Source organism: Rathayibacter caricis DSM 15933 (assembly GCF_003044275.1).
Taxonomy (GTDB): Bacteria; Actinomycetota; Actinomycetes; order Actinomycetales; family Microbacteriaceae; genus Rathayibacter; species Rathayibacter caricis.
In genome coordinates this window covers 3,334,253-3,355,869 of the sequence record NZ_PZPL01000001.1, presented here as the reverse complement: position 1 = coordinate 3,355,869, position 21,617 = coordinate 3,334,253, and the positions used below count along the sequence as shown (strand labels likewise).

Sequence of the window (21,617 nt, the reverse complement as noted above, 5' to 3'; positions counted from 1 at the left end):
CGGCCCTCCCTCCCGCACCACCCTTCTCTGGAGACACCGACATGACCGCACCCTTCCGACGATCCCGCGCGGCGTCCGCCGCAGCGCTGGCCCTCGCCTCCGCGCTCGCCCTCACCGCCTGCTCCGGCGCCTCCGACGCGGGCACCGGCTCGGGCGACTCCGCCCCGGTCGACGGGGGCCGCCTCCGGCTCGCGTTCTTCCCCGACAACGCGGCGTTCTCGTGCGTCGACCCCTTCCAGACCTACTGGATCGAGCACCGCACGGTGATCCGCAACGTCGCCGACTCCCTCACGGACCAGGACCCCGAGACCGGCGAGATCCGGCCCTGGCTCGCGACCGACTGGACGGTGAACGACTCCGGAACCGAGTACACCTTCGACCTGCGGAGCGACGTGACCTTCTCGGACGGCACCGCGTTCACCGCCGACAGCGTCAAGACCGCCTTCGACAGCGCGCAGGCGACGCTCGCCGAGCTGCCCTCCGCCTACGGAGGCGTCTACCTCGCGGGCTACGCCGGCACCGACGTCGTCGACGCCGACACCGTGACCGTGCGGTTCGCCGCTCCGAACGCCTCGTTCCTGCAGGGCACCTCGACCACGAATCTGGCGATCCTCGCGGCCTCCTCGTACGCCGCGACCCCCGAGGAGCGCTGCCTCGGGAACGTCGTCGGCTCGGGCCCCTTCACCCTCACCGACTACACCCCGGGCACGGGCATCACGCTCGACAAGCGCGACGGGTACGCCTGGGGCTCGGCGCTGCGCGAGAACACGGGGGAGGCGCACCTGGACGGGATCGACGTCACCTACGTCGCCGAGGACAGCGTGCGCGTCGGACAGCTCACCAGCGACGAGATCGACGTCGCCTGGCCGCGCAATCCGATCACCGAGAACGACCAGGCCGTGATCACGGGCGGCGGCGACACGGTCGAGAGCCGCGCACTGCCGGGACCCGCGAGCAACTACTACCCCAACGTCGCCGAGGGGCGGATCCTCTCGGACGCGCGCGTGCGGCAGGCGGTGCAGAAGGCGATCGACCGCGAGACCTACGCGACGACGGTGTTCGGTGCCGACTACCCGGCGGTGACGAGCGTCTACAACACGACCACGCCCTACTGGGTCGACGAGTCGGACGCTCTGGCGTTCGACGCCGAGGGCGCGGGCGAGCTGCTCGACGAGGCCGGCTGGGAGCTCGGCGACGACGGGTACCGGTCGAAGGACGGCCGCAGGCTGACGCTGTCGGTCCCGATCGTTGCGCAGTTCGGCGCGGGCGATCAGCTGATCCAGGACCAGCTGAAGCAGGTCGGCATCGATCTCGAGCTGAACGTGATCACCAACGCCCAGCGCGCCGACGTGCTCGGCAGCGGGCAGTACGACCTGATCTCGACGTACTACACGCGGGCCGATCCCGGAGTGATCCAGTGGATCGTCGACTCGCGCGTCGCCGGATCGAAGGCGCAGGCGGTCAACAACTTCGCTCCGGAGCAGGCCGCCGAGGTGCAGGCACTGCTCGACGAGGGCGTGCAGACGGTCGACCCGACCGCCCGTGCCGCGGTCTACGCCGAGCTGCAGGACTACCTGATCGACGACGCGCTCGTGTTCCCGTTCGCCGAGCGGGTGCAGCTGGCGGGCGTCTCGTCCCGGGTGCACGGCTTCCGCTTCACCTCGGAGTCGTTCGGCGACTTCGCCGACGCCTGGATCCAGCCGTGACGACCCTCGAGGCTCCGCCCGCCGTGGTCGGCGGGAGGCCGGGCTCGCGCTCCGCCTCCTCCGGCCTCGGCCGGTACGTCCTCGGGAGGGTCGCGCAGGCGGTCCTCGTGCTCTGGGCCGCGTACACGGTGACCTTCGCCGTGCTGTGGCTGCTGCCGAGCGACCCGCTGGCGCTCCTCCTGTCGGCCAACAACGTCGAGCTCGACTCGCTCTCGCCGCAGCAGCTCGCCGAGGCGCAGGCCCGCTACGGCCTCGACCAGCCGGTCTGGCAGCAGTACGCGGGCATGCTCGGCAGCGCGCTGCGGGGCGACTTCGGCACGTCGATCACGAAGGGGATCCCGGTCACCGACCTGATCGCCGAGAAGCTGCCGGGCACGCTGCAGCTCAGCGCTCTGGCGATCGGCCTCGCCCTGGTCGGCGGCACGGCGCTCGCGTACGTCGCGGCGCTGGTGCAGTGGCGGCCCCTCAAGACCGTGCTGGGGAGGCTCCCCTCGGCGGGAGTGGCGTTCCCGGGCTTCTGGATCGGGCTCCTGCTCATCCAGTTCTTCGCCTTCACGCTGCACCTGCTGCCGTCCACGGGCAGCGCGACGCCGGCGAGCCTGATCCTGCCGGCGGTCACGATGGCGATCCCGACCTCGGCGATGCTCGCCCAGGTGCTGATCCGCAGCTTCGCGGACGTGCAGACGGAGTCGTACATCACGACCGCGCGGGCGAAGGGGCTCGGTCGGGCGGCAGTGCAGTGGCGGCACGCGTTCCGCAACGCCTCGCTCCCGACGCTGACGATCCTCGGCGTCCTCGCCGGCAACACCGTGACGGGGGCGATCGTGGCCGAGACGATCTTCGCCCGGCAGGGCATCGGCACTCTCGCCCAGGAGTCGGTGCTCACCCAGGACGTGCCGGTGGTCCAGGCGATCGTGGTGCTCGCCGCCGCGGTCTTCGTGGGCGTGAACCTCCTGGTCGACCTGCTCTACCCGCTCCTGGATCCGCGCATCACCTACACCCCGAAGGCGGCTCGACCGTGACGCTCGAACTCACCCGTCCCGACACCTCCGTCGAGGCCGCGCCGCCCGTCGTGACTCCCGTCGCGACCGCGCACGGGCGCGGGGCGCGGCGGCGGCGGACGCTCCGCCTGCTCCTGCGCCGACCGGGCTTCCTGATCGCCCTCGCCTTCGCCGTCTTCGTGCTGGTGTCGGCGATCGCTCCCGCGCTGTTCACCTCGTACGATCCGTACGCGACCGCTCCGATCGACAAGCTCCAGGCGCCGAGCGCCGCGCACCTCTTCGGCACCGACGAGCTCGGCCGCGACCTGTTCGCGCGCGTCCTGCACGGCGGAGCGCTCACGATCCAGGCGACCGTGATCGCCCTGGCCATCGCGCTGGTCGGCGGTCTGACACTCGGGGTCGTCTCCGGCTATTCCGGGGGAGTCGTGGACGCCGTGATCATGCGGATCGTCGACGTCCTGCTCGCCGTTCCCGGCCTGCTGCTCGCGCTGGCGATCGTCACGGCGATCGGATTCGGGACACTGCCCGTCGCCCTCGCGGTCGGGATAGGGATCCTGCCGGGATTCGCGCGGACGACGCGGGCGGAGGTGCTCCGGGTGAAGACGCTGCCCTACGTCGAGGCGGCGCGCACCGGCGGAGCCACGCGACTGCGGGTGCTGGTGCGGCACGTGCTGCCCAACTCCTGGGGCCCGGTCGCCGTCCTCGCCGTCCTGGATCTCGGCACGGCGATCATCGCGGTCGCGGCGCTGAGCTTCCTCGGCTTCGGAGCCGCTCCGCCCGCGGCCGAGTGGGGCACGCTCATCTCGACCGGCCGCAACTACCTGGTGACGAGCCCGTGGCTGTCCCTGCTGCCCGGCCTCTTCGTCGGACTGCTGGTGTTCTCGCTCAACCACGTCGCCAAGACGATCGAGGAGGTGCAGCGATGAGCGCGCTGGTGCGGCTCGAGAGCCTCTCGGTCTCGTACGACGGCCGGCCCGTGGTGCACGACGTCTCGCTCGAGATCGCCCCGGGCGAGATCGTGGCGGTCGTCGGCGAGTCCGGCTCCGGCAAATCCACGACAGCGAACGCCGTGCTGGGCCTGCTCCCGGCGAACGGCCGCGTGACGGGCGGATCGATCACGATCGACGGCTCCGACGTGACCGCCGCGTCCGAGAAGGAGCTGCGCCGACTCCGCGGTCGGTTCGTCGCCCTCGTGCCGCAGGATCCGATGGTCGGGCTGAACCCGACGCTGCGCATCGGCGCGCAGGTCGCCGAGTCGGTGCGCCTGCGCGGAGTCGACCGCCGCTCCGTCGACGCGGAGGTGCTGGCGGCGCTCGCCGAGGCCGGCATCGACGACCCGGAGCTGCGCTCCCGGCAGTACCCGCACGAGCTCTCGGGCGGACTGCGCCAACGGGCGCTCATCGCGATAGCGCTCGCGGGGAAGCCGCGGCTGATCATCGCCGACGAGCCCACGTCGGCGCTCGACGTCACGGTGCAGAAGCGGATCCTCGACCACCTGCAGTCGCTGGTGCGGGAGCAGGGCATCTCGCTCCTGATCATCACCCACGATCTCGCCGTCGCCGCCGACCGGGCCGACCGGGTGCTCGTGATGCGCGCGGGCCGCGTGGTCGAGGAGGGAGCACCCGCGCGGATCCTCGTCGCTCCCCGCGAGGAGTACACCCGGGCGCTGATCGCCGCCGCCCCGGGCCTGGGACACGGGGGCGCGATCGTGCCGCGCTTCACGCGGGTGGAGCCCGCGCCGGAGGTGCTCCGCATCGAGAACGTGGTGCACGAATTCGCTCTGCCGGGCCGCCGGCCCGACCTCCGCGCGCTGGACGACGTGTCGTTCTCGATCCGCGCCGGGCAAACCCTCGCCCTGGTGGGGGAGTCCGGATCGGGCAAGACGACCGCCCTGCGGATCGCGCTCGGACTCGTCGCGCCGACGAGCGGCCGCGTGCTGGTCGAGGGCGTCGACGTGACCCGGGCGCGCGAGCGGGAGTGGCGGCCGCTGCGCCGCCGGATCCAGCTCGTGCACCAGAACCCGTTCGCCGCGCTCGACCCCCGCTTCACGGTGCTCGAGTCGGTGATCGAACCGCTGGTCTCGTTCCGCCTCGGGGACCGCTCCTCGCGGCTGCAGCGGGCCCGCGAGCTCCTCGAGCGGGTCGGGCTGCCGGAGTCGTCCCTCTCCCGGCTGCCGGTCGAGCTGTCCGGCGGTCAGCGCCAGCGCGTCGCCCTCGCCCGCGCTCTCGCGCTCGGGCCGGACCTCGTGCTCCTCGACGAGCCGGTCTCGGCGCTCGACGTGTCGGTGCAGGCGCAGATCCTCGACCTGCTCGTCGAGCTGCAGCAGGACCTCGGAGTGGCGTACCTGTTCGTCTCGCACGATCTCGCGGTCGTCGCCGAGGTCTCCCACGAGGTCGTCGTGCTGAACCGTGGGCGCATCGAGGAGGCGGGGACGACCGCGCAGGTCTTCGGCTCGCCACAGGCGGAGTACACCCGGGCGCTCCTGGCCGCCGTGCCGGGCACGTCCGTAGCGGGAGCCGTCGCATGAGCGGGCGCTTCGTGGTGATCGGAGCGGGCGCCGTCGGCTCCGTCCTCGCCGCGCAGCTCCACCTCTCCGGGCACCCCGTCGTCCTCGTGGCCCGCGGAGAGCAGCTCCGCGTGCTGCGCAGGAGCGGGCTCACCGTGCGCCGGCCGGCGGGCGACGAGAGCGTCGCCGTGCCGGTGGCCGCCGGGCCGGAGGAGGTCGCGCCGATCCGCGGCGACGTGCTCGTGCTCGCGGTCAAGGCGCAGGACGCCGAGGCGGCGCTCGCCGAGTGGGCCTGGACACCGCTGGTCGGCGGGGGAGCGGGCGCCGACCTGCCCGTCCTCACCCTGCAGAACGGGCTCGCGGCCGAGGACGCGGCGCTCCGCCGCTTCCGCGACGTCTTCGGCGTCTCGATCGGCATCGCCGCGAGCTTCCTCGAGCCCGGCGAGGTCGTCTCGCCGTCCTTCCCGACCGTGGGCGTGCTCTGGATCGGCCGGTACCCGGACGCGGACGACCCGCGCGCGGAGGAGTACGCCGCGATCCTCCGCCGCGCAGGATTCGCCGCCCGCGCCGTCGGCGACATCAGCGGTTGGAAGGCCCGGAAGCTCATCGTCAACACGGCGAACGGCCTCGACCTCTTCGCCGGCACGGACGTCGAGAGGGCGCAGGCGCGCACGGCGCTCGCCGCGGAGGCGCGGGCCGTGCTGCTCGCCGACGGCCGCGCGATCGCCGAGGACGACGGCACGCGCCTCGTCGTCGATCCGGTTCCCGGGCACGTCCCCGGGCGCCTCTCGACCTGGCAGAGCTTCGCCCGGGGCGCCGGGAGCGAGGTCGATCTGCTGAACGGCGAGATCGTGCTGCTCTCGCGGCGCACGGGCGTGCCCGCGCCCGTGAACGAGCGCCTCCAGTCCCTCCTCGGCCGGCACGGAGCGGAGGCGGCCCGCGCGCCGCTCGCGCTGGCCGAGCTCCTGCATCCCCACACCGTTCCTCGCGACACCGTCCCCTCAGAAAGGGTCCCCGCATGACCGCCCCCGCCCTCGCACCCGCTCCTCTTGCCTTCGACGAGCCCGACGGGATCGCCCCGCGCGGCACGCTCGTCGTGCTCGCCGGCCGGGGCGAGACCCCGGCCGTCTACGAGCGCTTCGGCTCCCGCCTCGCCCGCGACGCCTACCGGGTCCGCGTGCTCGGCGAGGCGATCGCCGACGGCGTCGCCGATGCCGCGCGGGCGCTCCTCGCCGATCCGTCCCTCGTCGCCCCCGTCGTGCTCGTCGGCTCCGACGCAGGCGCGGCGATCGCGCTCGAGATCGCGGCCACCACCGCGGTCGACGCCGTCGTGGTCGCGGGCCTCCCGGTCCGCCCCGAGGGAGCGGCCGTCGCCGATCGCACCGCCTGCCCGGCCCACGCCGGCGTCCTCGCCCGCGAGACCGGCTCCGTCCCCACCGCTGTCCTGCCGCCCGAGCTGCTCGCGGTGGCGGCGAGCGCCGTCGCGGTGCCGCTGCTCGCCCTGCACGGCGACGCCGACCCGGTCAGCCCCGTGGAGGAGGCGGTCGCCGTGCACCGCACCGCCCCGCACGCCGAGATCCACCTGGTCGCGGGCGGCCGGCACGACGTCCTGAACGACGTCACGCACCGCTCCGTCGCCGCGACCGTCGTGCTCTTCCTCGAGCGGGTCAGGGTCTCTGCGGGTGCCGCGCCGATCGTCGAGCGGCTCGACGCGTGAGCGCCCTCGCGCCCGATCTCCCCTCCCTCCGCGCCGACCGCTCGGGCTGGTCCCCGGGCGGAGTCCCGGCGGAGGTCGTCCGTGCCCGCTCGGTCGACGAGGTGCGCGCGACCCTCGCCCGGGCGTCCGCGGAGGGGATCCCCGTCGTGACGCGGGGAGCCGCCTCCGGGCTCGCGGGAGCCGCCAGCGCCGGGGAGGGCTCGCTGATCCTCGACGTCTCGGGACTGCACCGCATCCTCTCGATCGACCCCGTCGACCAGGTCGCGCGCGTCGAGCCCGGCGTGATCACGGCCGACCTCGACCGGGCCGCCGCCGAGCACGGCCTCCTCTACGCCCCGGACCCCGGCAGCGTGGAGATCTCGACCGTCGGCGGCAACATCGCGACGAACGCCGGCGGCCTCCGCGGAGCCAAGTACGGGGTCACCCGCGACGCGGTCCTCGCCCTCGACGTCGTGCTGGCCGACGGGTCGCTCGTGCACCTCGGCCGCGACACTCTGAAGGGCGTCGTCGGTCTCGATCTCACGGCACTCGTCGTGGGCTCGGAGGGGAGTCTCGGCGTCGTCGTCGGCGCCACGCTGCGACTCCTCCCGCGGCCACGGTCCGTCGCCACCGCTGCGGCCTACTTCGCCGACGTCGCGACCGGAGCCGAGGCCACCACCGCCCTCGCCCGTGCGGGACTGCGCCCGAGCGTCCTCGAACTGGTCGACGACCGTACGCTCGGGGCGATCGACGCCCTCCGGGGCACCGCGCTGGCCCTCCGCGGCGGCGCCTTCCTCCTGGTGCAGACCGACGGCTTCGGCGCGGCCGACGAGATCGAGGCGGTCCGCACCGTCCTCGCCGAGACCGCCCTCAGCGTCGAGACGACGCTCGACCCCGCGGAGGGACTCGCGCTCGCCTCCGCTCGCCGCGACGCCCTCCCCGCGATCGAGGCGCGCGGCCGGGTCCTCATCGAGGACATCGCCGTGCCGCGGTCCCGGCTCGCCGAGGCGATCCGGCGGGTGCACGCGATCGCCGAGGACACCGGTGCCGACGTCTACGTCTTCGCCCACGCGGGCGACGGCAACCTGCACCCGATCATCCGCGTGCGCAACGACTCCGACGCGGCCCGGCGCCAAGCCGAGGCCGCCGCGGAGGCGGTCTTCGCCCTCGCCCTGGAGCTCGGCGGCACCGTCAGCGGCGAGCACGGCGTCGGCGCCCTCAAGCGCGAGTGGGCCCGCCGTGAGCTCGGACCCGAGGTCGTCGCCCTGCAGCGAGCGGTGCGGCGGGTCTTCGATCCGCAGGGCATCCTGAATCCCGGAACAGCGCTGTGAGCGCCCCCTCGAAAGGACCGTCATGACCGACACCCCCGCCCGGAGCGATGTCCTCGTCGCCCCCGACGAGCTCGAGGCGGCCCTCGCCTCGCCCGAGCCGCCCCTCGTCCTGGACGTGCGCTGGCGGCTGGACCGCCCCGACGGGCGCCCGGCGTACCTGGAGGGCCACCTGCCCGGCGCGGTCTACGTCGACCTCGACCACGAGCTGGCGGAGCACGGTGCACCGGAGCAGGGACGGCACCCGCTGCCCTCCGTCGAGCGGCTGCAGGAGGCGGCGCGCCGCTGGGGCCTGCGGCAGGGACAGTCCGTCGTCGTCTACGACGACCTCAAGAACCTGTCGTCGGCCCGTGCCTGGTGGTTGCTGCGCTCCGCCGGCGTGGCGGAAGTGCGCCTGCTCGACGGCTCGCTGCGCGCGTGGACCGGCTCGGGCCGCCCGCTCGCGACCGGGCCGGTCGAGCATCCGGAGGGGGACGTGGAGCTGCGCTACGGCGCGCTGCCCGTGCTCGACATCGACGACGCCGCCGCGCTGCCCGGGCACGGCGTGCTGCTGGACGCCCGTGCACCCGAGCGGTTCCGCGGGGACGTCGAGCCGATCGACCCGCGGGCGGGGCACATCCCCGGCGCCCGCAACGCCCCGGCGACCGCGAACGTCGACGACTCCGGCCGCTTCCTGCCGGGCGACGAGCTCCGCGCCCGCTTCGAGTCACTGGGCGTAAGCGGCGACGCGCCCGTCGGCGTCTACTGCGGTTCCGGAGTGACGGCCGCAGCCGATGCGGTCGCCCTCACGCTCGCGGGCTTCGCCCCGCGGGTGTTCCCGGGTTCCTGGTCGCAGTGGTCCAACACGCCGGGCCGCCCGGTCGCCGTCGGCGACGCCTGATCAGCGCTGTCGCCGTCGGCGACGCCTGATCAGTGCTGTCGCCGTCGGCGACGCCTGAGCCGGGCTGAACGCCGAAGCGGCCGCCCTCGGATGCCGAGGACGGCCGCTTCGATTTTCGAGCGGGTCAGCCGAGCCGCGAGTGCTCGCCGAGGTGGTGCCAGGTGCGGTTGTGGTAGACCAGCGGCGCCGTGGCGTCCGAGTCCTCGGGAACGTGCGCCTCGAGGGCGTGCACGGCCACGATCGTGGACGAGCCCGCCTCCATCCGGTTGATGACGGTGCCGCGGATCCACGCCGCGGCGGCCGGGAAGTAGGGCTCGCCGGTGGGCAGCCGCGACCAGAGCGACGTGTCGGCGAAGCGGTCGATCCCGCTCGTCGAGCCCAGTCGCGCGAGGTCGAGCTGCTGCGCGCCGAGCAGGTGGACGACGAGCGTCTCGGAGGCGCGGATCGCGGGCGTGCTCGAGGAGGCCGCCGACAGCGAGAAGACGAAGAGCGGAGGCTCGGCGCTGACCGAGAACACCGAGGTCGCGGTCAGGGCGACCGGGCCGGTGCCCGGGTCGGCCGTGATCAGCGCGACGCCCGCGGCGTGGTTGCGGAACGCGAGCTTGAACTCCTCCGGGGACAGGCCGGCGAACGCCGCGCGGTGGTGCGCGCCGGCGTCGGCGTCGGAGGTGGTGGCGAGGTTCTCACGGCTCATCGGAGACTCCTGATCGTTCGGGGTGCGGCGCGGCGACCGGGACGGCCCGCCTTCGTGCCGCAGCACGGTCCCTCCAGCCTGTCGTACAGACCCCGGGACCTCGGCCGCATTGCGGAGTATGACACCGGCGCCTGCAGGTCCCCTCGGCATCCCGCAACCGGTGGCAGAAGACCGGATGCCCGCGCAGACTCGGAGGATGGCCCACCGTGTCCGCGAGTCCTCCGCCCGCCCCGAGAGCAAGGTCTGCGCCTCCTGCGGCCGCGAGATCCAGTGGCGCGCGAAGTGGGCGCGCGACTGGGAGGACGTCAAGTACTGCTCCGACGCCTGCCGTCGCCGGGGAGTCGGCCCGGAGGAGGCGCGGCTCGAGGACGAGATCCGCACCGTCCTGCTCGCCCGGGCGGCGTCCTCGACCGCCTGCCCGTCCGAGGTCGCGCGGAAGGTCGGCGGCGAGGACTGGCGGCCCCTGATGGAGCCCGTGCGCCGCGCGGCGCGCCGGCTCGTCGACCGCGGCGAGATCGAGATCGTGCAGGGCGGGCAGGTCGTCGATCCGTCGCGCGCGAAGGGCCCGATCCGGCTCCGACGGCGCCGCGGAGGGCCCCTGTCGCCCGGAGGCACCGCGGGCTAGCGTGTGGGCATGCCCCGTGACGCCGTCGTCCTCACCGTCCCCGGACCGCACGGCGATCGCGAGGTGCGGCTCTCGAGCCCCGACCGGGTGCTCTACCCCGAGCCGGGGATCACCAAGCGCGAGGTCGCCGAGTACCTCATCGCCGTCGGCGACGCGTTCGTCGCGGCCAACGGCGACCGCCCGATCTCGCTGCAGCGCTTCTCCTCCGGGATCGACGGCGAGCAGTTCTTCTCCAAGAACCCGCCCAAGGGCGCACCGGAGTACGTCCGATCGGTGCCGGTGACCTACCCCAGCGGACGCGTGCATCCGCAGCTCGTGATCGACGAGCCCGCCGTCGCGGTCTGGGCCGCGCAGATGAACACGCTCGTCTTCCACCCGTGGGCCTCGCGGGCGGAGGACTCCGACCACCCCGACCAGCTGCGCATCGACCTCGACCCGCAGCCCGGCACCGGCGTCGCCGAGGCGGTGCGGGCCGCGCACGTCCTGCGCGAGGTGCTCCGCGAGGCGGGGCTGGAGGCGTTCGTGAAGACCTCCGGCAATCGCGGGCTCCACGTGTTCGCGCCGATCGTGCCCGAGCACGAGTTCCTCGTGGTGCGCCACGCGGTCATCGCCGCCGCCCGCGAGCTCGAGCGGCGGATGCCCGAGGACGTCACCACGGCGTGGTGGAAGGAGGAGCGCGGCGAGCGCCTCTTCGTCGACTTCAATCAGGCGAACCGCGACCGCACCATCGCCGGCGCCTACAGTCCGCGTCCTCTGCCGCACGCGCCGGTGTCGTGCCCCGTGGAGTGGGAGGAGCTCGACGGCGTCGACCCCGCCGCCTTCACGATCCGCACGGTCCCGGACCGGCTCCGCTCCACGGGCGACCCGTGGGCGCGGATGCACGAGACCGCGGGCACGCTCGAGACCCTGCTCGGCTGGTGGGAGCGGGACGTGTCGGAGGGGCTCGGCGAGCTGCCCTTCCCGCCCGACTTCCCGAAGATGCCGGGGGAGCCGCCGCGCGTGCAGCCGAGCCGCGCGAAGAAGCCGGTCGGCTGACCGCCCCTCAGCCCAGGACGTCCTGCAGGTCGTAGGCGACCGGCTGCTCCAGCTGCTCGAAGGTGCACGAGCGCGCCTCGCGATCCGGGCGCCAGCGCTCGAACTGCACCGTGTGCCGGAACCGGTCGCCCTCGCGCTGGTCGTAGCGCACCTCGAGCACGCGGATCGGTCGCAGCCGGACGAAGGACGTGTCCTTGGAGCCCGAGAAGCGGCTCCGCTCGCCGTCGCCGCGCACGGGGTCGCCCGACTCGTCGCGCTCCACGGCGTCCGCGAGCTCGTCGACGAGCTCGATCCGGCGCGCGTCCGAGAAGGCGGAGGCGCCGCCCACCTGCCGCAGTTGGCCGTCGTCGTCGTAGAGGCCCAGCAGCAGGGAGCCGACACCGGGCTTCGAGGTGTGCTCGCGGTAGCCGATCGCGACGACGTCGGCCGTCCGGTGGTGCTTGATCTTGAGCACCGTGCGCTTGCCGGGGGAGTACGGGGCCGCGAGCGGCTTCGCGATCACTCCGTCCAGGCCCGCGCCCTCGAACCGCTCGAGCCAGTCGCGCGCGAGGGCCTCGTCGTCGGTGCTGCGCCCGAGGTGCAGCGGATGCGGCACGCCCTCGAGCAGGTCGGCGAGCGCCGCGCGGCGGGCCGAGTACGCCTCCTCCAGCAGCGAGCGCCCGGCGACGGCGAGCAGATCGAAGGCGACGAGCATCGCCGGGGTCTCGGCGGCGAGCGTGGCGACCCGGCTCGCGGCCGGATGGATCCGCTGCGAGAGGAGGTCCCAGTCGAGCCGCTGCGCGCCGTCGGGCCCGGTCGCCAGCACGATCTCGCCGTCGACGACGCAACCGTCGGGGAGGAGGCGTCCGAGAGCCTCGACGAGCTCGGGGAAGTAGCGGGTGAGCGGCTTGGAGCCGCGACTGCCGATCTCGACGACGCCGTCGGAGACCGAGACGATCGCGCGGAAGCCGTCCCACTTGGGCTCGTAGGAGAAGCCGCCCGCGACGCTGTCCTGCGCGGGGACGGCGGCCACCGCCTTGGCGAGCATGGGGGCGATCGGGAGGGGGAACGGGAGGTCCATCCTGCGATCATCCCGGGCGTCCCGGCTCGGCGCACCCCCTTCGGGCGCGTCCGACACCGCCACCCGCGCGCCACTCGGCTTTCGTTCTGCGCCACTGCACCGCGAGACTGGGCGCATGCACACGTGGGCGCGCGCTTCCCGACCGCACGACGGACCGATCCGATCGGGCCGAGGGCTCCGAAGAGGAGTCATGACCATCAGACGCGCGAGCGTGCCCGGACGGAGCGTGCGCTGATGGCGCGCCCGACGTCCGCGGCCCGGCGACTGCTCTCGAAGGTCCAGTCCCTGACCGGCGGCCGCGAGGAGGCGGCGCCGCCGATCACCATGGTGCCGACGCGGAAGGTGATCCCCGCCGATCCGGAGCCGATCTTCGCGTCGGAGGAGCCCGCCGAGACGGAGGAGGTCGCCGACGAGACGGCCGCGTCGCCGCTCTCCGACGACACCCTGCCCAGGAGTGCCGTTCCGGTGCTGAGCCGCGCCCGCGAACTCGACCTCGCCGCCGCGCGGTCCGCTGCAGCCGGGACCGAGGCCCCACCCCGCGAAGTGGATGCTGACGCCGCACCCGAGGAGCCCGACCTCGACCGCACCCTCGCTCGACGTCCCGGTGCGGAGTCGTTCGCGCCCTTCGTGGTTCCCGAGGCCGAGCCTGCTGTCGCCGCCGAGGAGCCGGACACCGATCCGGACGCCGAGTCGGTCGTTCCGCCGGTCGTCGAGCCCGAGCGCGCGCCGGTCGTCGAGCCGGAGACGTCGCCCGACGTCGAGCCGGTCGAGGAGCCCACCCCTCCCGCGGAGCCTGAGCCCGCTCCTCCGGTCGAACCGGAGCCCACCCCTCCCGTCGAGCCGGAGCCCACCGCGCCGGTCGAACCCTGGCCGGGACCGCTCACCGTGCCCGAGCCCGAGCCGCCCGTCACGGCGGTCCCGGTTCCGACGTTCGGGGCGCTGACGCACCGGCCGGAGTCGCGATTCGCGCCGAAGCCGACCGCCGCCTCTGCGCCCGCGGTCGCGTCGGTTCCCCAGGACGCGCCCGTGCACGAGCCCGTGGCGGAGGCGCCCTCCGACGCGCAGCCGATGTCTCCTGACCCGATCGTGGCCGAGCCGATCGACGCCGATCCGGCCGAGCCAGCCGAGGCCGAGCTGGTCGAAGACGAGCCGGTCGACGCCGAGCTGGTCGAAGACGAGCCGATCGAGGTCGAGCCGATCGAAGACGAGCCCACCGAGGCCGAGCCGATCGACGCCGAGCCGGTCGAGGCCGAGCTGGTCGACGACGAGCCGGCCGAGGTCGAGCCGGTCGAGACGTCTCCGGGTGACGACACGACGATCGGTATCGAGATCTTCGAGCCCGAGCCCGAGCCCGAGCCCGAGCCCGAGCCCGAGCCCGAGACCGAGCCCGCGACCCCCGTCGCACCCCCGCCCGCAGTACCTCCCGTCCTGCCGCCCGCGGCGCCTCCCGCTCCGCGCGCCGCGCCCGCGGCGCCTCCCGTCGATCGCGGCGACCGCTCCGCCCTCCCCGCTCCCGTGCCCGCCTCCGAGCACCGCTGGCACGGCAGGGAGCAGGACTCCGACGACGAGGGCACCGTCGTCCCCGTCCGCCCCCGACGCCGCCGCCTCCTGATCGGCGCCGGCATCGCGGCCGGCGTCCTCGTGATCGGCGGCGCCCTCGTCGCCGTCCCGCTCCTCCTCCCCGACGACGGCGACGCCGTGGGCACCGCCGGGACGGCCGCCGACCCCGCGGCCACCAACGAGGCGATCGCCTGGATCGCCTCCACGGTCGACCCCGACTCCGTGCTGCTCGTCGAGGACGACCTCGTGTCCGACGTCACCGCCGCCGGGTTCCCCGCCGACACGATCGTGGCGGAGTCGACACTCGCCGCCGCCGCGCCGGACTCCGCCTGGCGCGTGGTGGAGTACGTCCTCGCCACCCCCGCGCTGCTCGCGGACGCGTCCGGCGAGACCGCGACCGCGCTCGAGAACTCCGAGGCGGTCGTGAGCTTCGGCAACGGAGACTCCGCGGTCGAGGTGCGCCAGGTGCTCGCCGACGGCACGGATCAGGCCTCCGCCGACGACGCCGTCCTCACGGCGGCGCGCGCATCGGCCGGCGGGCAGTTGGCGACGAACCCCGCCCTCACCTCGACTCCGGCCGCCCGCGAGCTCCTCGAGGCGGGACGGGTCGACTCCCGTCTGCTCCTCCTGCTCGGTCAGCAGCTCGCCGCCTCGCCGCTGTCGGTCGCCGACTTCCCGGCCGCAGCGGGCGAGCCCGACGGGGTGCGCCACCAGATGCTGCTCTCGGGCTTCAACGGCGCCGAGGTCCCCGGAGACGCCTCCGCCACCGCGTCCGCCACGGCGTGGCTCGACAGCCAGACGGGCGACTTCGTCCCCACCTCCGTCGAGTCCACCGACGCCGGCCTGCTCGTCACCCTCGACCTCGACGAGCCGTCCGGGCTGCTCCCGGGCGCCCCCTGAACGTCCCCCTCCACCCGAAGGACCCGCCATGCTCCCGACCACCCGCTCCTCCCGTCGCCGCCGCGTCTCCCGCGCCGCGGTCGTCCTCGCCGCCGCGTCCGCGCTGGCCGCACTCGGCGCCGCGCCCGCCTCGGCGGCCGAGCAGGAGACGGGATGGGTGCGGGTCGCGCACCTCTCGCCCGACACGAAGGCGGTCGACGTGACCCTGACGTCGCTCTCGGGAGGCGGAGCCGCGTTCGAACTCGACGACGTCGCCTACGGGGCGGTCTCGCCGTACTGGACTCTCGACACCGGGACGTACGTCGTCTCGATGGTCCCCTCGGACGCTCCGGAGGGGACCGCGCCCGTGATCGAGCAGGCGGTCGACGTCACCGGCGGCACACCGCTCACGGTCGCGGCCCTCGGGCGCAACGCCGTCCTGAGCACGACCGTGTTCACCGACGACCTCACCCCGCCCGCCGACGGGCAGGCCCGCGTCCGCGTGATCCAGGCCTCGACCACCGCGTCCCGGGTCGACGTCTCCACCGCGGCAGGCATCCCGCTCGCGACCGGCGCGGCGCAGGGCACGGCCTCGCCCTACACGAGCGTGCCGGCGGGCCCGTCCGGCCTCGACGTCTCGGCCGGCTCCGTCTCGGCGACGTCCGATCTCGACCTCGCTCCCGGATCCGTCGCCTCGCTCTTCGTCCTCGACGACGCGAACGCGGGCCTCGTTCTCTCTCCCGTGCTCGACTCCGCCGCCGTGGGCGATCTGCCCACCGGAGGCATCCAGACCGGCGGAGGAGCGACCGCCGTGCACGTCGCTTCGACCGGTGCGGCTCCGATCGTCTCGGGTGCCCTCGGAGTGGTCTCCGTCCTGGCGGTGTACGGCCTCATCGCCGGAGCGGTCGCCCTGATCGCCCGGCGCTCGAGCGTCGGCGGACGCGCGAGCTGATGCGGCGCAGTCCCGCGGCGATCGTCCTCGCGGCCCTGCTCGCGCTGGCCGGCTGCTCGGCGGCGGAGCCCGCCGCCGAGGGCGCGCCCGCCGCCTCCGCTCCGGCGACGGCTTCCACGACCGCGCCGTCGACCCCCGGCGCCGGCGCGGCGGCGGCCCTGCAGGACCCGGTCGCCGCCGCGGCTCCGGCCCGCTCGGCGGTCGTGCCCGAGCGCGTGGTCATCCCCGCGATCGGCGTCGACTCGACGCTGGAGTCGCTGACGCGGGACGGGACCGGCTGGATCCAGCCGCCCGTCGCCGTCGACCGGGCGGGCTGGTACCGGGACGGAGTCGTCCCGGGTGACATCGGCCCCGCGGTCATCGCCGGCCACGTCGATTCGCGGATCGGCCCCGGAGTCTTCCTCGACCTCTCCGCGCTGGTCCCCGGCGACACGGTCGACGTCGTGCTCTCGGACGGCAGCACCCGCACCTTCGAGGTGACCGGCTCGGTGAGCGTGCCCAAGGAGGACTTCCCGACCGAGGACGTCTACGGCCCGACCCCCACCGCGCAGCTGCGGCTGATCACGTGTGGAGGGGTGTTCGACGACTCCTACGGCCACTACGTCGACAACGTCGTCGTCTCGGCCCAGCGCGTCTCCTGACCCCTCGGACGTCGCGCGACTCGCAGCCGGCTCGGTGGTTCGCCGCGTACCCTCCCGGGGTATGAGCACCACATGGAAGCGCTGGGCGCCCGCTGCGGCCGTCCCCCTGGTCGTCGTCGCGGCGGCCGTCGCCCTGCCCCTCTCCGCGAGCGCCGCAGGAGACCTGCCCGAGAAGACCGCCTCCGAGCTCCTGACCTTCGCCGCCGAGAACGAGGTCACCGCGTTCTCGGGTGAGATCGAGCAGTCCTCCGACCTCGGCCTGCCGGACCTCTCCGCCCTCGGCGGCTCCGCGCCGGGCTCGTCGGGCTCCGACGCCTCCCCGGCCGGCGCCCTGATGGAGCTCGCCACCGGCTCTCACGAGGCCCGCGTCTTCGTGGACGCCGAGCAGGGTGCCCGCCTGCAGGTCCTCGACCGGCTCGCCGAGCGCGACGTGGTCGCGACGAAGGGCGAGGGCGTCTGGGTCTACGACTCCGCCGAGAACACGGCCACCCACTTCCTGCCTCCGGAGTCCGGGGAGGCCGCACCCGACACCGTGCCGTCGGGCGAGGTCCCCACGCCCTCGAGCATCGCGGAGGATCTGCTCGCGAGCATCGATCCGACCACCGCGGTGGCCGTCGGCTCCGACGTCGAGGTCGCCGGCCGCGACGCGTACGAGCTCGTCCTCACTCCGCGCGAGGGCTCGACGCTCGTCGGCTCGGTCACCGTCTCGATCGACGGAGAGACCGGCCTCCCGCTCGGAGTCGCCGTGACCGCGCGCGGCGGCACCGCACCCGCGTTCAGCGTCGCCTACTCCAGCATCGACTTCGACGCCCCGGATGCCGCCATGTTCGCCTTCACCGCGCCCGAGGGAGCCGAGGTCGTCGAGAAGGCGGCCCCGGAGCACGACTCCGCGATCGAGCCCGGCGCGGAGTCGTCCGATGCAGAGTCCTTCGAGGCAGAGTCCTCCTCTGCGCAGTCGTCCGATGTCGTGACCACCGGCACCGGCTGGGCCACGGTCGTCGAGCTGCCCGCGGGCGACTCCGAGGCACTCGCCTCCCTCGACGCCGTCACCACCCGCGTCGACGGCGGTCGCGCCCTCGAATCCGCGCTGGTGTCGGTGCTCCTCACCGACGACGGCCGCGTCCTCGCCGGCTCCGTGCCGGTCGACGTCCTGGTCGACGCGGCCGGTCGGTGACCGCGACCGCCCTCGCGGTCGAGACGCGCGGCCTCACCAAGCGCTTCGGGCGCCAGGAGGCCGTCTCGGGGCTCGACCTCGCCGTCCCGCGCGGGGCGGTCTTCGGGTTCCTCGGACCCAACGGTTCGGGCAAGACGACGACCATCCGGATGCTGCTCGCCCTCGCCGCGCCCACGGAGGGCAGCATCACGGTGCTCGGTGAGAGCATGCCCCGCCGCTCGGCCGAGGTCCTCCCGCGCGTGGGCGCCCTGGTCGAGGGCCCGGGCTTCTACCCGTTCCTCTCGGGGGCCGCGAACCTCCGCCGGTTCGACGCCGCCGAGGCCGGCACGTCCTCCCGCACCCGGCGGCTCCGCGTCGAGGAGGCGCTCGCCCGGGTCGGCCTCAGCGCCGCCGCTCGCAAGAAGGTCGGCTCCTACTCGCTCGGGATGAAGCAGCGACTGGGCATCGCCGTCGCCCTGCTCTCGCCGCGCGACCTGATCGTCCTCGACGAGCCGACGAACGGACTCGATCCCCAGGGCACCCGCGAGGTCCGCTCGCTCGTGCGGAGTCTCAACGCCGACGGCACGACCGTCCTCGTCTCCAGCCACCTCCTGGCCGAGATCGAGCAGCTCTGCACCCACGCCGCCGTCATGCGCACGGGACGCCTGGTCGCGCAGGGCGGTCTGGACGAGCTCCGCGGCGACGCGGCCACCCTCGAGCTCGTCACCCCCGATCCGGAGCGCGCCCAGCGCAGCCTCGTCGAGCAGGGGCTCGCCCCCCGCGTCGCCCCCGCCGACCACCCGAGCGATCCGCCGCTCGTCGTCGCCGCGATGCCTCCCGCGGTCGCCGCGGAGTCGGTCGTCGCCGGACTGGTCCGAGCCGAGGTCCGCGTGCGCGGGTTCGCCGTGCGCCGGCCGTCGCTCGAGGAGCGCTTCGTCGAGCTGACGGGGGAGGGCTTCGATGTCGAGCGCTGAGACGATCGCCGCGGAGGCGTCCCGCACCCGCGGGGGAGTGGGAGCCCTCCTGCTCTCGGAGCTCGCGCTGCTCTTCCGCCGTCGCCGCACCTGGGCGCTGCTGGCCGCACTGGCCGCGATCCCCGTCCTGCTGGCCGTCGCCGTCCGCCTCTCCGGCGAGGGCGGCGGTCCGTCCTTCGTGGGCGCGATCGGCGGCAACGGCCTCTTCACCGGCTTCGCCGCGATCACGGTGGCGGTGCCGCTGTTCCTCCCCTTGACCATCGGAGTGGTCGCCGGAGACGCGATCGCGGGCGAGGCGTCGCTCGGCACCCTCCGCTACCTGCTCGTCACTCCCGTCGGCCGGCTGCGGCTCCTCGCCGTGAAGTTCGCGGCCGCGCTCGCGTTCTGCCTCGCCGCGGCCCTCACGGTGATGGTGGTGGGCATCCTCATCGGCTTCGCGCTCTTCCCGGTCGGACCGGTCACCCTGCTGTCGGGCAGCACCGTGCCGCTGGTCGATGCGATCGGCCGCGCCCTGGCGATCGCGGTCTACGTGGCACTCTCGCTCGTCGGGCTCGCCGCGATCGGACTCTTCATCTCGACGCTGACCGACGTCCCCGTCGGAGCGATGGCCGCGACCGTGGTCGTATCGATCGCGGCGCAGATCGTCGGATCGCTCTCGCAGCTCGACGCGCTGCACCCGTTCCTGTTCACGGATCGCTGGTTCGACTTCGCGGATCTGCTGCGCGACCCCGTCGCGTGGAGCTCCTTCGGCGAGAACGCGCTGCTGCAGCTCGCCTACGTCGCGGTGTTCGGCGCGCTGGCCGCCGGCCGGTTCACGACGCGCGACATCCTGTCCTGACACCGCCCGCCCGATCGGGCTCCGGATCGACGAGAGGCCGCCTCCCGCGAGCGGGGAGGCGGCCTCTCGGACGTCCTGGCGTGACCGCCGTCGGAGCAGGTCAGCCCTGGGCGGCGAGCCCGAAGCTGACGGTGCCGCTCTCGTCGACCTGCGCGTCGAGCACCTTGTCGCCGAGGGCGACGGAGGCGGCGACGTCGAGGAACACGCGCGCCCCGTCCTGCTCGACGACGGCATCGGTCGTCTCGGGTGCCGGCGCGACGGCGACGGCGAAGTTCTGGGCGTCGAGGTCGGTCCCGCTGATGCGCAGGCCACCCTCGACGGGGGTCTCGGTCTGTCCCGTGATGGTCTTGACGACAGTGCTGGCGTTGTCGGTGAGCGTGAGCATCGGTCGTTCCTTTCCGTCCGTGGTCGATGAGACGGCCACGCTTCCGAGATCCGCAGCCGGTCTCAAGTCGCGCGGGCGGACGTGGAGGGAATGCACACCTCCCGAGTCGGCGGGCGCGCCACCTGCGACACTGTCCGGATGCACCCCGCCGACGCCTGCCCGTGCGGAAGCCGCCGCCACTACGCCGACTGCTGCCGCCCCGCCCATCTCGGCGAGACCCCGTCGCCCACCGCCGAGCGGTTGATGCGCAGCCGCTACAGCGCCAACGTGCTCGGGAGCGCCCCGTACCTGCTCGCCAGCTGGCACCCCTCGACGCGGCCGCCGCGCGTCGACCTCGATGACGACGTCCGCTGGCGGCGCCTCCAGATCGTCGACACGGCCCGCGGAGGGGAGGACGACGTCGACGGACTCGTCGAGTTCCGCGCCTCGTACCGATCATCGGAGGGCGTCGGCCTCGTGCACGAGCGCAGCCGCTTCGTCCGGGAGGACGGCCGCTGGTTCTACGTCGACGGTGATCTGCTCGGCGACGAGTCCTGACGTTCCGGTTCTCGGCATCCGTCCCGTGGCGCCCGCCTCCGTCCTACGCTGAAGGCATGGCCCAGGACTTCCGGCGCGCGGACGACGCGTCTCGCTACGAGCTGCATCAGGACGGCGCGCTGGTCGGCGTCCTCGACTACCGCGAGAACGACGAGGCGGTCTCGCTCGTGCGCTCCTTCACTTCTCCGCCGTTCCGCGGCCGCGGCCTCGCCGGCGAGCTGGTGGCGTTCGCGGTCGACGACATCGAGACCTCGAGCGCTCGGCGCATCGTGCCGCTCTGCTGGTACGTCGGCCAGTGGTTCGAGGAGCACCCCGAGAAGTCGCACCTCCTCACCCGCTGACGGAGCCGGAACCCGCTGCCCGCACCCGCGTCACTCCTGCCCGCGCCCGCGTCACTCCCGGACGAGCGGTTCGACCCCGACCAGGTCCGGCCCGAGTCCGATGTCCACGAGCCGGATCCGCCCCACGTACGCGTCACCGGGCGGCAGGAGCAGCCCGGCCTTGATCGCCCCGAACGTGACGGTCACATCCGCGTGCAGCACGGTCGGATCGGCGACGCTGCCGTCGTCGGGCCCGATGCCGCTGGGCAGGTCGACCGCGACGACCACCGGACGCTCCTCGCGGTCGGCCAGAGCGTCGATCACCGTCTCGACGATCGAGCGCGGCCGTCCTGAGAGGGCCGGATGCCGCGTGCCGATCCCGAGGATCCCGTCGACCACGACGTCCGCGCGCGCGATCGCGGCGAGCAGCGCCCGCACGTCGTCCGCCGGGACACGGTCGCAGCCCTCGTCGAGCGCCACGGCCAGCCCCCGCTGATGCCAGCGGTCAGCGGTCAGCACGAGCAGGACGTCGACACCGGAGGAGGCGACCTCGGCCGCCGCGTACAGGGCGTCGCCGCCGTTGTTCCCCGGCCCGACCAGCACCAGCACGGTCCCCGGTCCGCGTCGGTCGCGCCGCCCGGCCAGGAGTGCGCGGATCTCGCGGGCGAGACCGTCCGCCGCCCTCTGCATGAGCGGTTCGCGCCGCGCCAGGTGCGGCGCTTCCGCGGCCCGCACCTGCGCGGAGGAGTAGCCCTCGACCATGCCTCCACTGTGCGCTCCGCCACGCTCCACGGCAACCCCGGAGGCGGCGTGCGGAACCAGCGCCGCCCGTCGGGCGCTCTCGTCG

22 protein-coding genes are annotated in these 21,617 nt (G+C 74.2%); 18 read left to right on the top strand and 4 right to left on the bottom strand.

The genetic code is table 11. The features are described 5' to 3' along the window. Positions 1–41: 41 nt before the first annotated feature. The 8 genes from C1I63_RS15650 to C1I63_RS15615 are packed head-to-tail and all read left to right on the top strand — an operon-like array spanning position 42 to position 9,117. Positions 42–1,706 (top strand): ABC transporter substrate-binding protein, encoded by a 1,665-nt coding sequence (locus C1I63_RS15650; RefSeq protein WP_107575362.1) that lies wholly within the window; start codon positions 42–44, stop codon positions 1,704–1,706. Continuing rightward, positions 1,703–2,728, top strand: coding sequence for an ABC transporter permease (locus tag C1I63_RS15645; protein ID WP_244907105.1), 1,026 nt, complete (start codon positions 1,703–1,705; stop codon positions 2,726–2,728). Before C1I63_RS15650 ends, C1I63_RS15645 begins: the two co-directional genes overlap by 4 nt. Beyond that, a complete protein-coding gene (locus C1I63_RS15640) occupies positions 2,725–3,633 on the top strand; it encodes an ABC transporter permease (RefSeq protein ID WP_107575361.1) in 909 nt (302 codons plus the stop codon). The genes C1I63_RS15645 and C1I63_RS15640 overlap by 4 nt, the downstream gene beginning before the upstream one ends. Further along, the gene (locus C1I63_RS15635; RefSeq protein WP_107575360.1) at positions 3,630–5,234 is read left to right on the top strand and encodes a dipeptide ABC transporter ATP-binding protein; all 1,605 of its coding nucleotides are present in this window, start codon (positions 3,630–3,632) and stop codon (positions 5,232–5,234) included. Before C1I63_RS15640 ends, C1I63_RS15635 begins: the two co-directional genes overlap by 4 nt. Then, positions 5,231–6,235, top strand: a complete 1,005-nt coding sequence (locus tag C1I63_RS15630) for a ketopantoate reductase family protein (protein WP_107575359.1) — start codon at positions 5,231–5,233, stop codon at positions 6,233–6,235. Before C1I63_RS15635 ends, C1I63_RS15630 begins: the two co-directional genes overlap by 4 nt. Beyond that, a complete protein-coding gene (locus C1I63_RS15625) occupies positions 6,232–6,930 on the top strand; it encodes an alpha/beta hydrolase (RefSeq protein WP_107575358.1) in 699 nt (232 codons plus the stop codon). Before C1I63_RS15630 ends, C1I63_RS15625 begins: the two co-directional genes overlap by 4 nt. Then, the gene (locus C1I63_RS15620; protein WP_107575357.1) at positions 6,927–8,240 is read left to right on the top strand and encodes an FAD-binding oxidoreductase; all 1,314 of its coding nucleotides are present in this window, start codon (positions 6,927–6,929) and stop codon (positions 8,238–8,240) included. The genes C1I63_RS15625 and C1I63_RS15620 overlap by 4 nt, the downstream gene beginning before the upstream one ends. Before the next feature lie 22 nt (positions 8,241–8,262). After that, positions 8,263–9,117 carry a sulfurtransferase gene (locus C1I63_RS15615; RefSeq protein WP_107575356.1) on the top strand — a complete coding sequence of 285 codons (855 nt, stop codon included), beginning with the start codon at positions 8,263–8,265 and terminating at the stop codon, positions 9,115–9,117. A gap of 124 nt (positions 9,118–9,241) precedes the next feature. Here C1I63_RS15615 and C1I63_RS15610 read toward each other — a convergent pair whose 3' ends face one another. Beyond that, on the bottom strand, positions 9,242–9,811 hold the full coding sequence (locus C1I63_RS15610; protein ID WP_055794819.1) for a flavin reductase family protein: 570 nt from the start codon (positions 9,809–9,811) through the stop codon (positions 9,242–9,244). A gap of 196 nt (positions 9,812–10,007) precedes the next feature. Here C1I63_RS15610 and C1I63_RS15605 point away from each other — a divergent pair, with 196 nt between their 5' ends. Together C1I63_RS15605 and ligD are read left to right on the top strand one after the other, a co-directional pair. After that, on the top strand, positions 10,008–10,436 hold the full coding sequence (locus C1I63_RS15605; RefSeq protein WP_055794820.1) for a DUF2256 and DUF3253 domain-containing protein: 429 nt from the start codon (positions 10,008–10,010) through the stop codon (positions 10,434–10,436). 9 nt (positions 10,437–10,445) lie between these two features. After that, entirely contained in the window at positions 10,446–11,471 is a 1,026-nt protein-coding gene (gene ligD / locus C1I63_RS15600) for a non-homologous end-joining DNA ligase (protein ID WP_211315632.1), read from the top strand. Between the two features lie 7 nt (positions 11,472–11,478). On the opposite strand, the gene C1I63_RS15595 is transcribed toward ligD, so the two are convergent. After that, positions 11,479–12,531, bottom strand: coding sequence for an ATP-dependent DNA ligase (locus C1I63_RS15595; RefSeq protein ID WP_107575355.1), 1,053 nt, complete (start codon positions 12,529–12,531; stop codon positions 11,479–11,481). Between the two features lie 234 nt (positions 12,532–12,765). Between C1I63_RS15595 and C1I63_RS15590 the strand changes: the two genes are divergently transcribed. The 6 genes from C1I63_RS15590 to C1I63_RS15565 all read left to right on the top strand — a co-directional run bounded on the left by C1I63_RS15590 (position 12,766) and on the right by C1I63_RS15565 (position 19,528). Continuing rightward, positions 12,766–14,991: a hypothetical protein gene (locus C1I63_RS15590; protein ID WP_107575354.1), complete on the top strand. Its 2,226-nt coding sequence runs from the start codon at positions 12,766–12,768 to the stop codon at positions 14,989–14,991. Positions 14,992–15,019: 28 nt separating this feature from the next. Next, positions 15,020–15,922, top strand: coding sequence for a DUF4397 domain-containing protein (locus C1I63_RS15585; RefSeq protein ID WP_107575353.1), 903 nt, complete (start codon positions 15,020–15,022; stop codon positions 15,920–15,922). Then, positions 15,922–16,563: a class F sortase gene (locus tag C1I63_RS15580; protein ID WP_107575352.1), complete on the top strand. Its 642-nt coding sequence runs from the start codon at positions 15,922–15,924 to the stop codon at positions 16,561–16,563. Before C1I63_RS15585 ends, C1I63_RS15580 begins: the two co-directional genes overlap by 1 nt. A gap of 61 nt (positions 16,564–16,624) precedes the next feature. Continuing rightward, a complete protein-coding gene (locus tag C1I63_RS15575; RefSeq protein WP_107575351.1) occupies positions 16,625–17,737 on the top strand; it encodes a LolA family protein in 1,113 nt (370 codons plus the stop codon). Next, positions 17,734–18,690, top strand: coding sequence for an ABC transporter ATP-binding protein (locus C1I63_RS15570; protein WP_211315631.1), 957 nt, complete (start codon positions 17,734–17,736; stop codon positions 18,688–18,690). The genes C1I63_RS15575 and C1I63_RS15570 overlap by 4 nt, the downstream gene beginning before the upstream one ends. Further along, entirely contained in the window at positions 18,677–19,528 is an 852-nt protein-coding gene (locus C1I63_RS15565) for an ABC transporter permease (RefSeq protein WP_107575349.1), read from the top strand. Before C1I63_RS15570 ends, C1I63_RS15565 begins: the two co-directional genes overlap by 14 nt. Positions 19,529–19,628: 100 nt before the next feature. Here C1I63_RS15565 and C1I63_RS15560 read toward each other — a convergent pair whose 3' ends face one another. Continuing rightward, positions 19,629–19,913, bottom strand: coding sequence for a hypothetical protein (locus tag C1I63_RS15560; protein ID WP_055794838.1), 285 nt, complete (start codon positions 19,911–19,913; stop codon positions 19,629–19,631). A 138-nt stretch (positions 19,914–20,051) separates the two neighbouring features. Here C1I63_RS15560 and C1I63_RS15555 point away from each other — a divergent pair, with 138 nt between their 5' ends. Both C1I63_RS15555 and C1I63_RS15550 read left to right on the top strand, forming a co-directional pair. After that, positions 20,052–20,450: a YchJ family protein gene (locus C1I63_RS15555; protein ID WP_055795020.1), complete on the top strand. Its 399-nt coding sequence runs from the start codon at positions 20,052–20,054 to the stop codon at positions 20,448–20,450. Continuing rightward, a complete protein-coding gene (locus C1I63_RS15550; RefSeq protein WP_280523135.1) occupies positions 20,447–20,791 on the top strand; it encodes a GNAT family N-acetyltransferase in 345 nt (114 codons plus the stop codon). Before C1I63_RS15555 ends, C1I63_RS15550 begins: the two co-directional genes overlap by 4 nt. 51 nt (positions 20,792–20,842) lie before the next feature. On the opposite strand, the gene C1I63_RS15545 is transcribed toward C1I63_RS15550, so the two are convergent. Further along, the gene (locus C1I63_RS15545; protein ID WP_107575348.1) at positions 20,843–21,532 is read right to left on the bottom strand and encodes an NAD(P)H-hydrate epimerase; all 690 of its coding nucleotides are present in this window, start codon (positions 21,530–21,532) and stop codon (positions 20,843–20,845) included. Positions 21,533–21,617 lie beyond the last annotated feature (85 nt).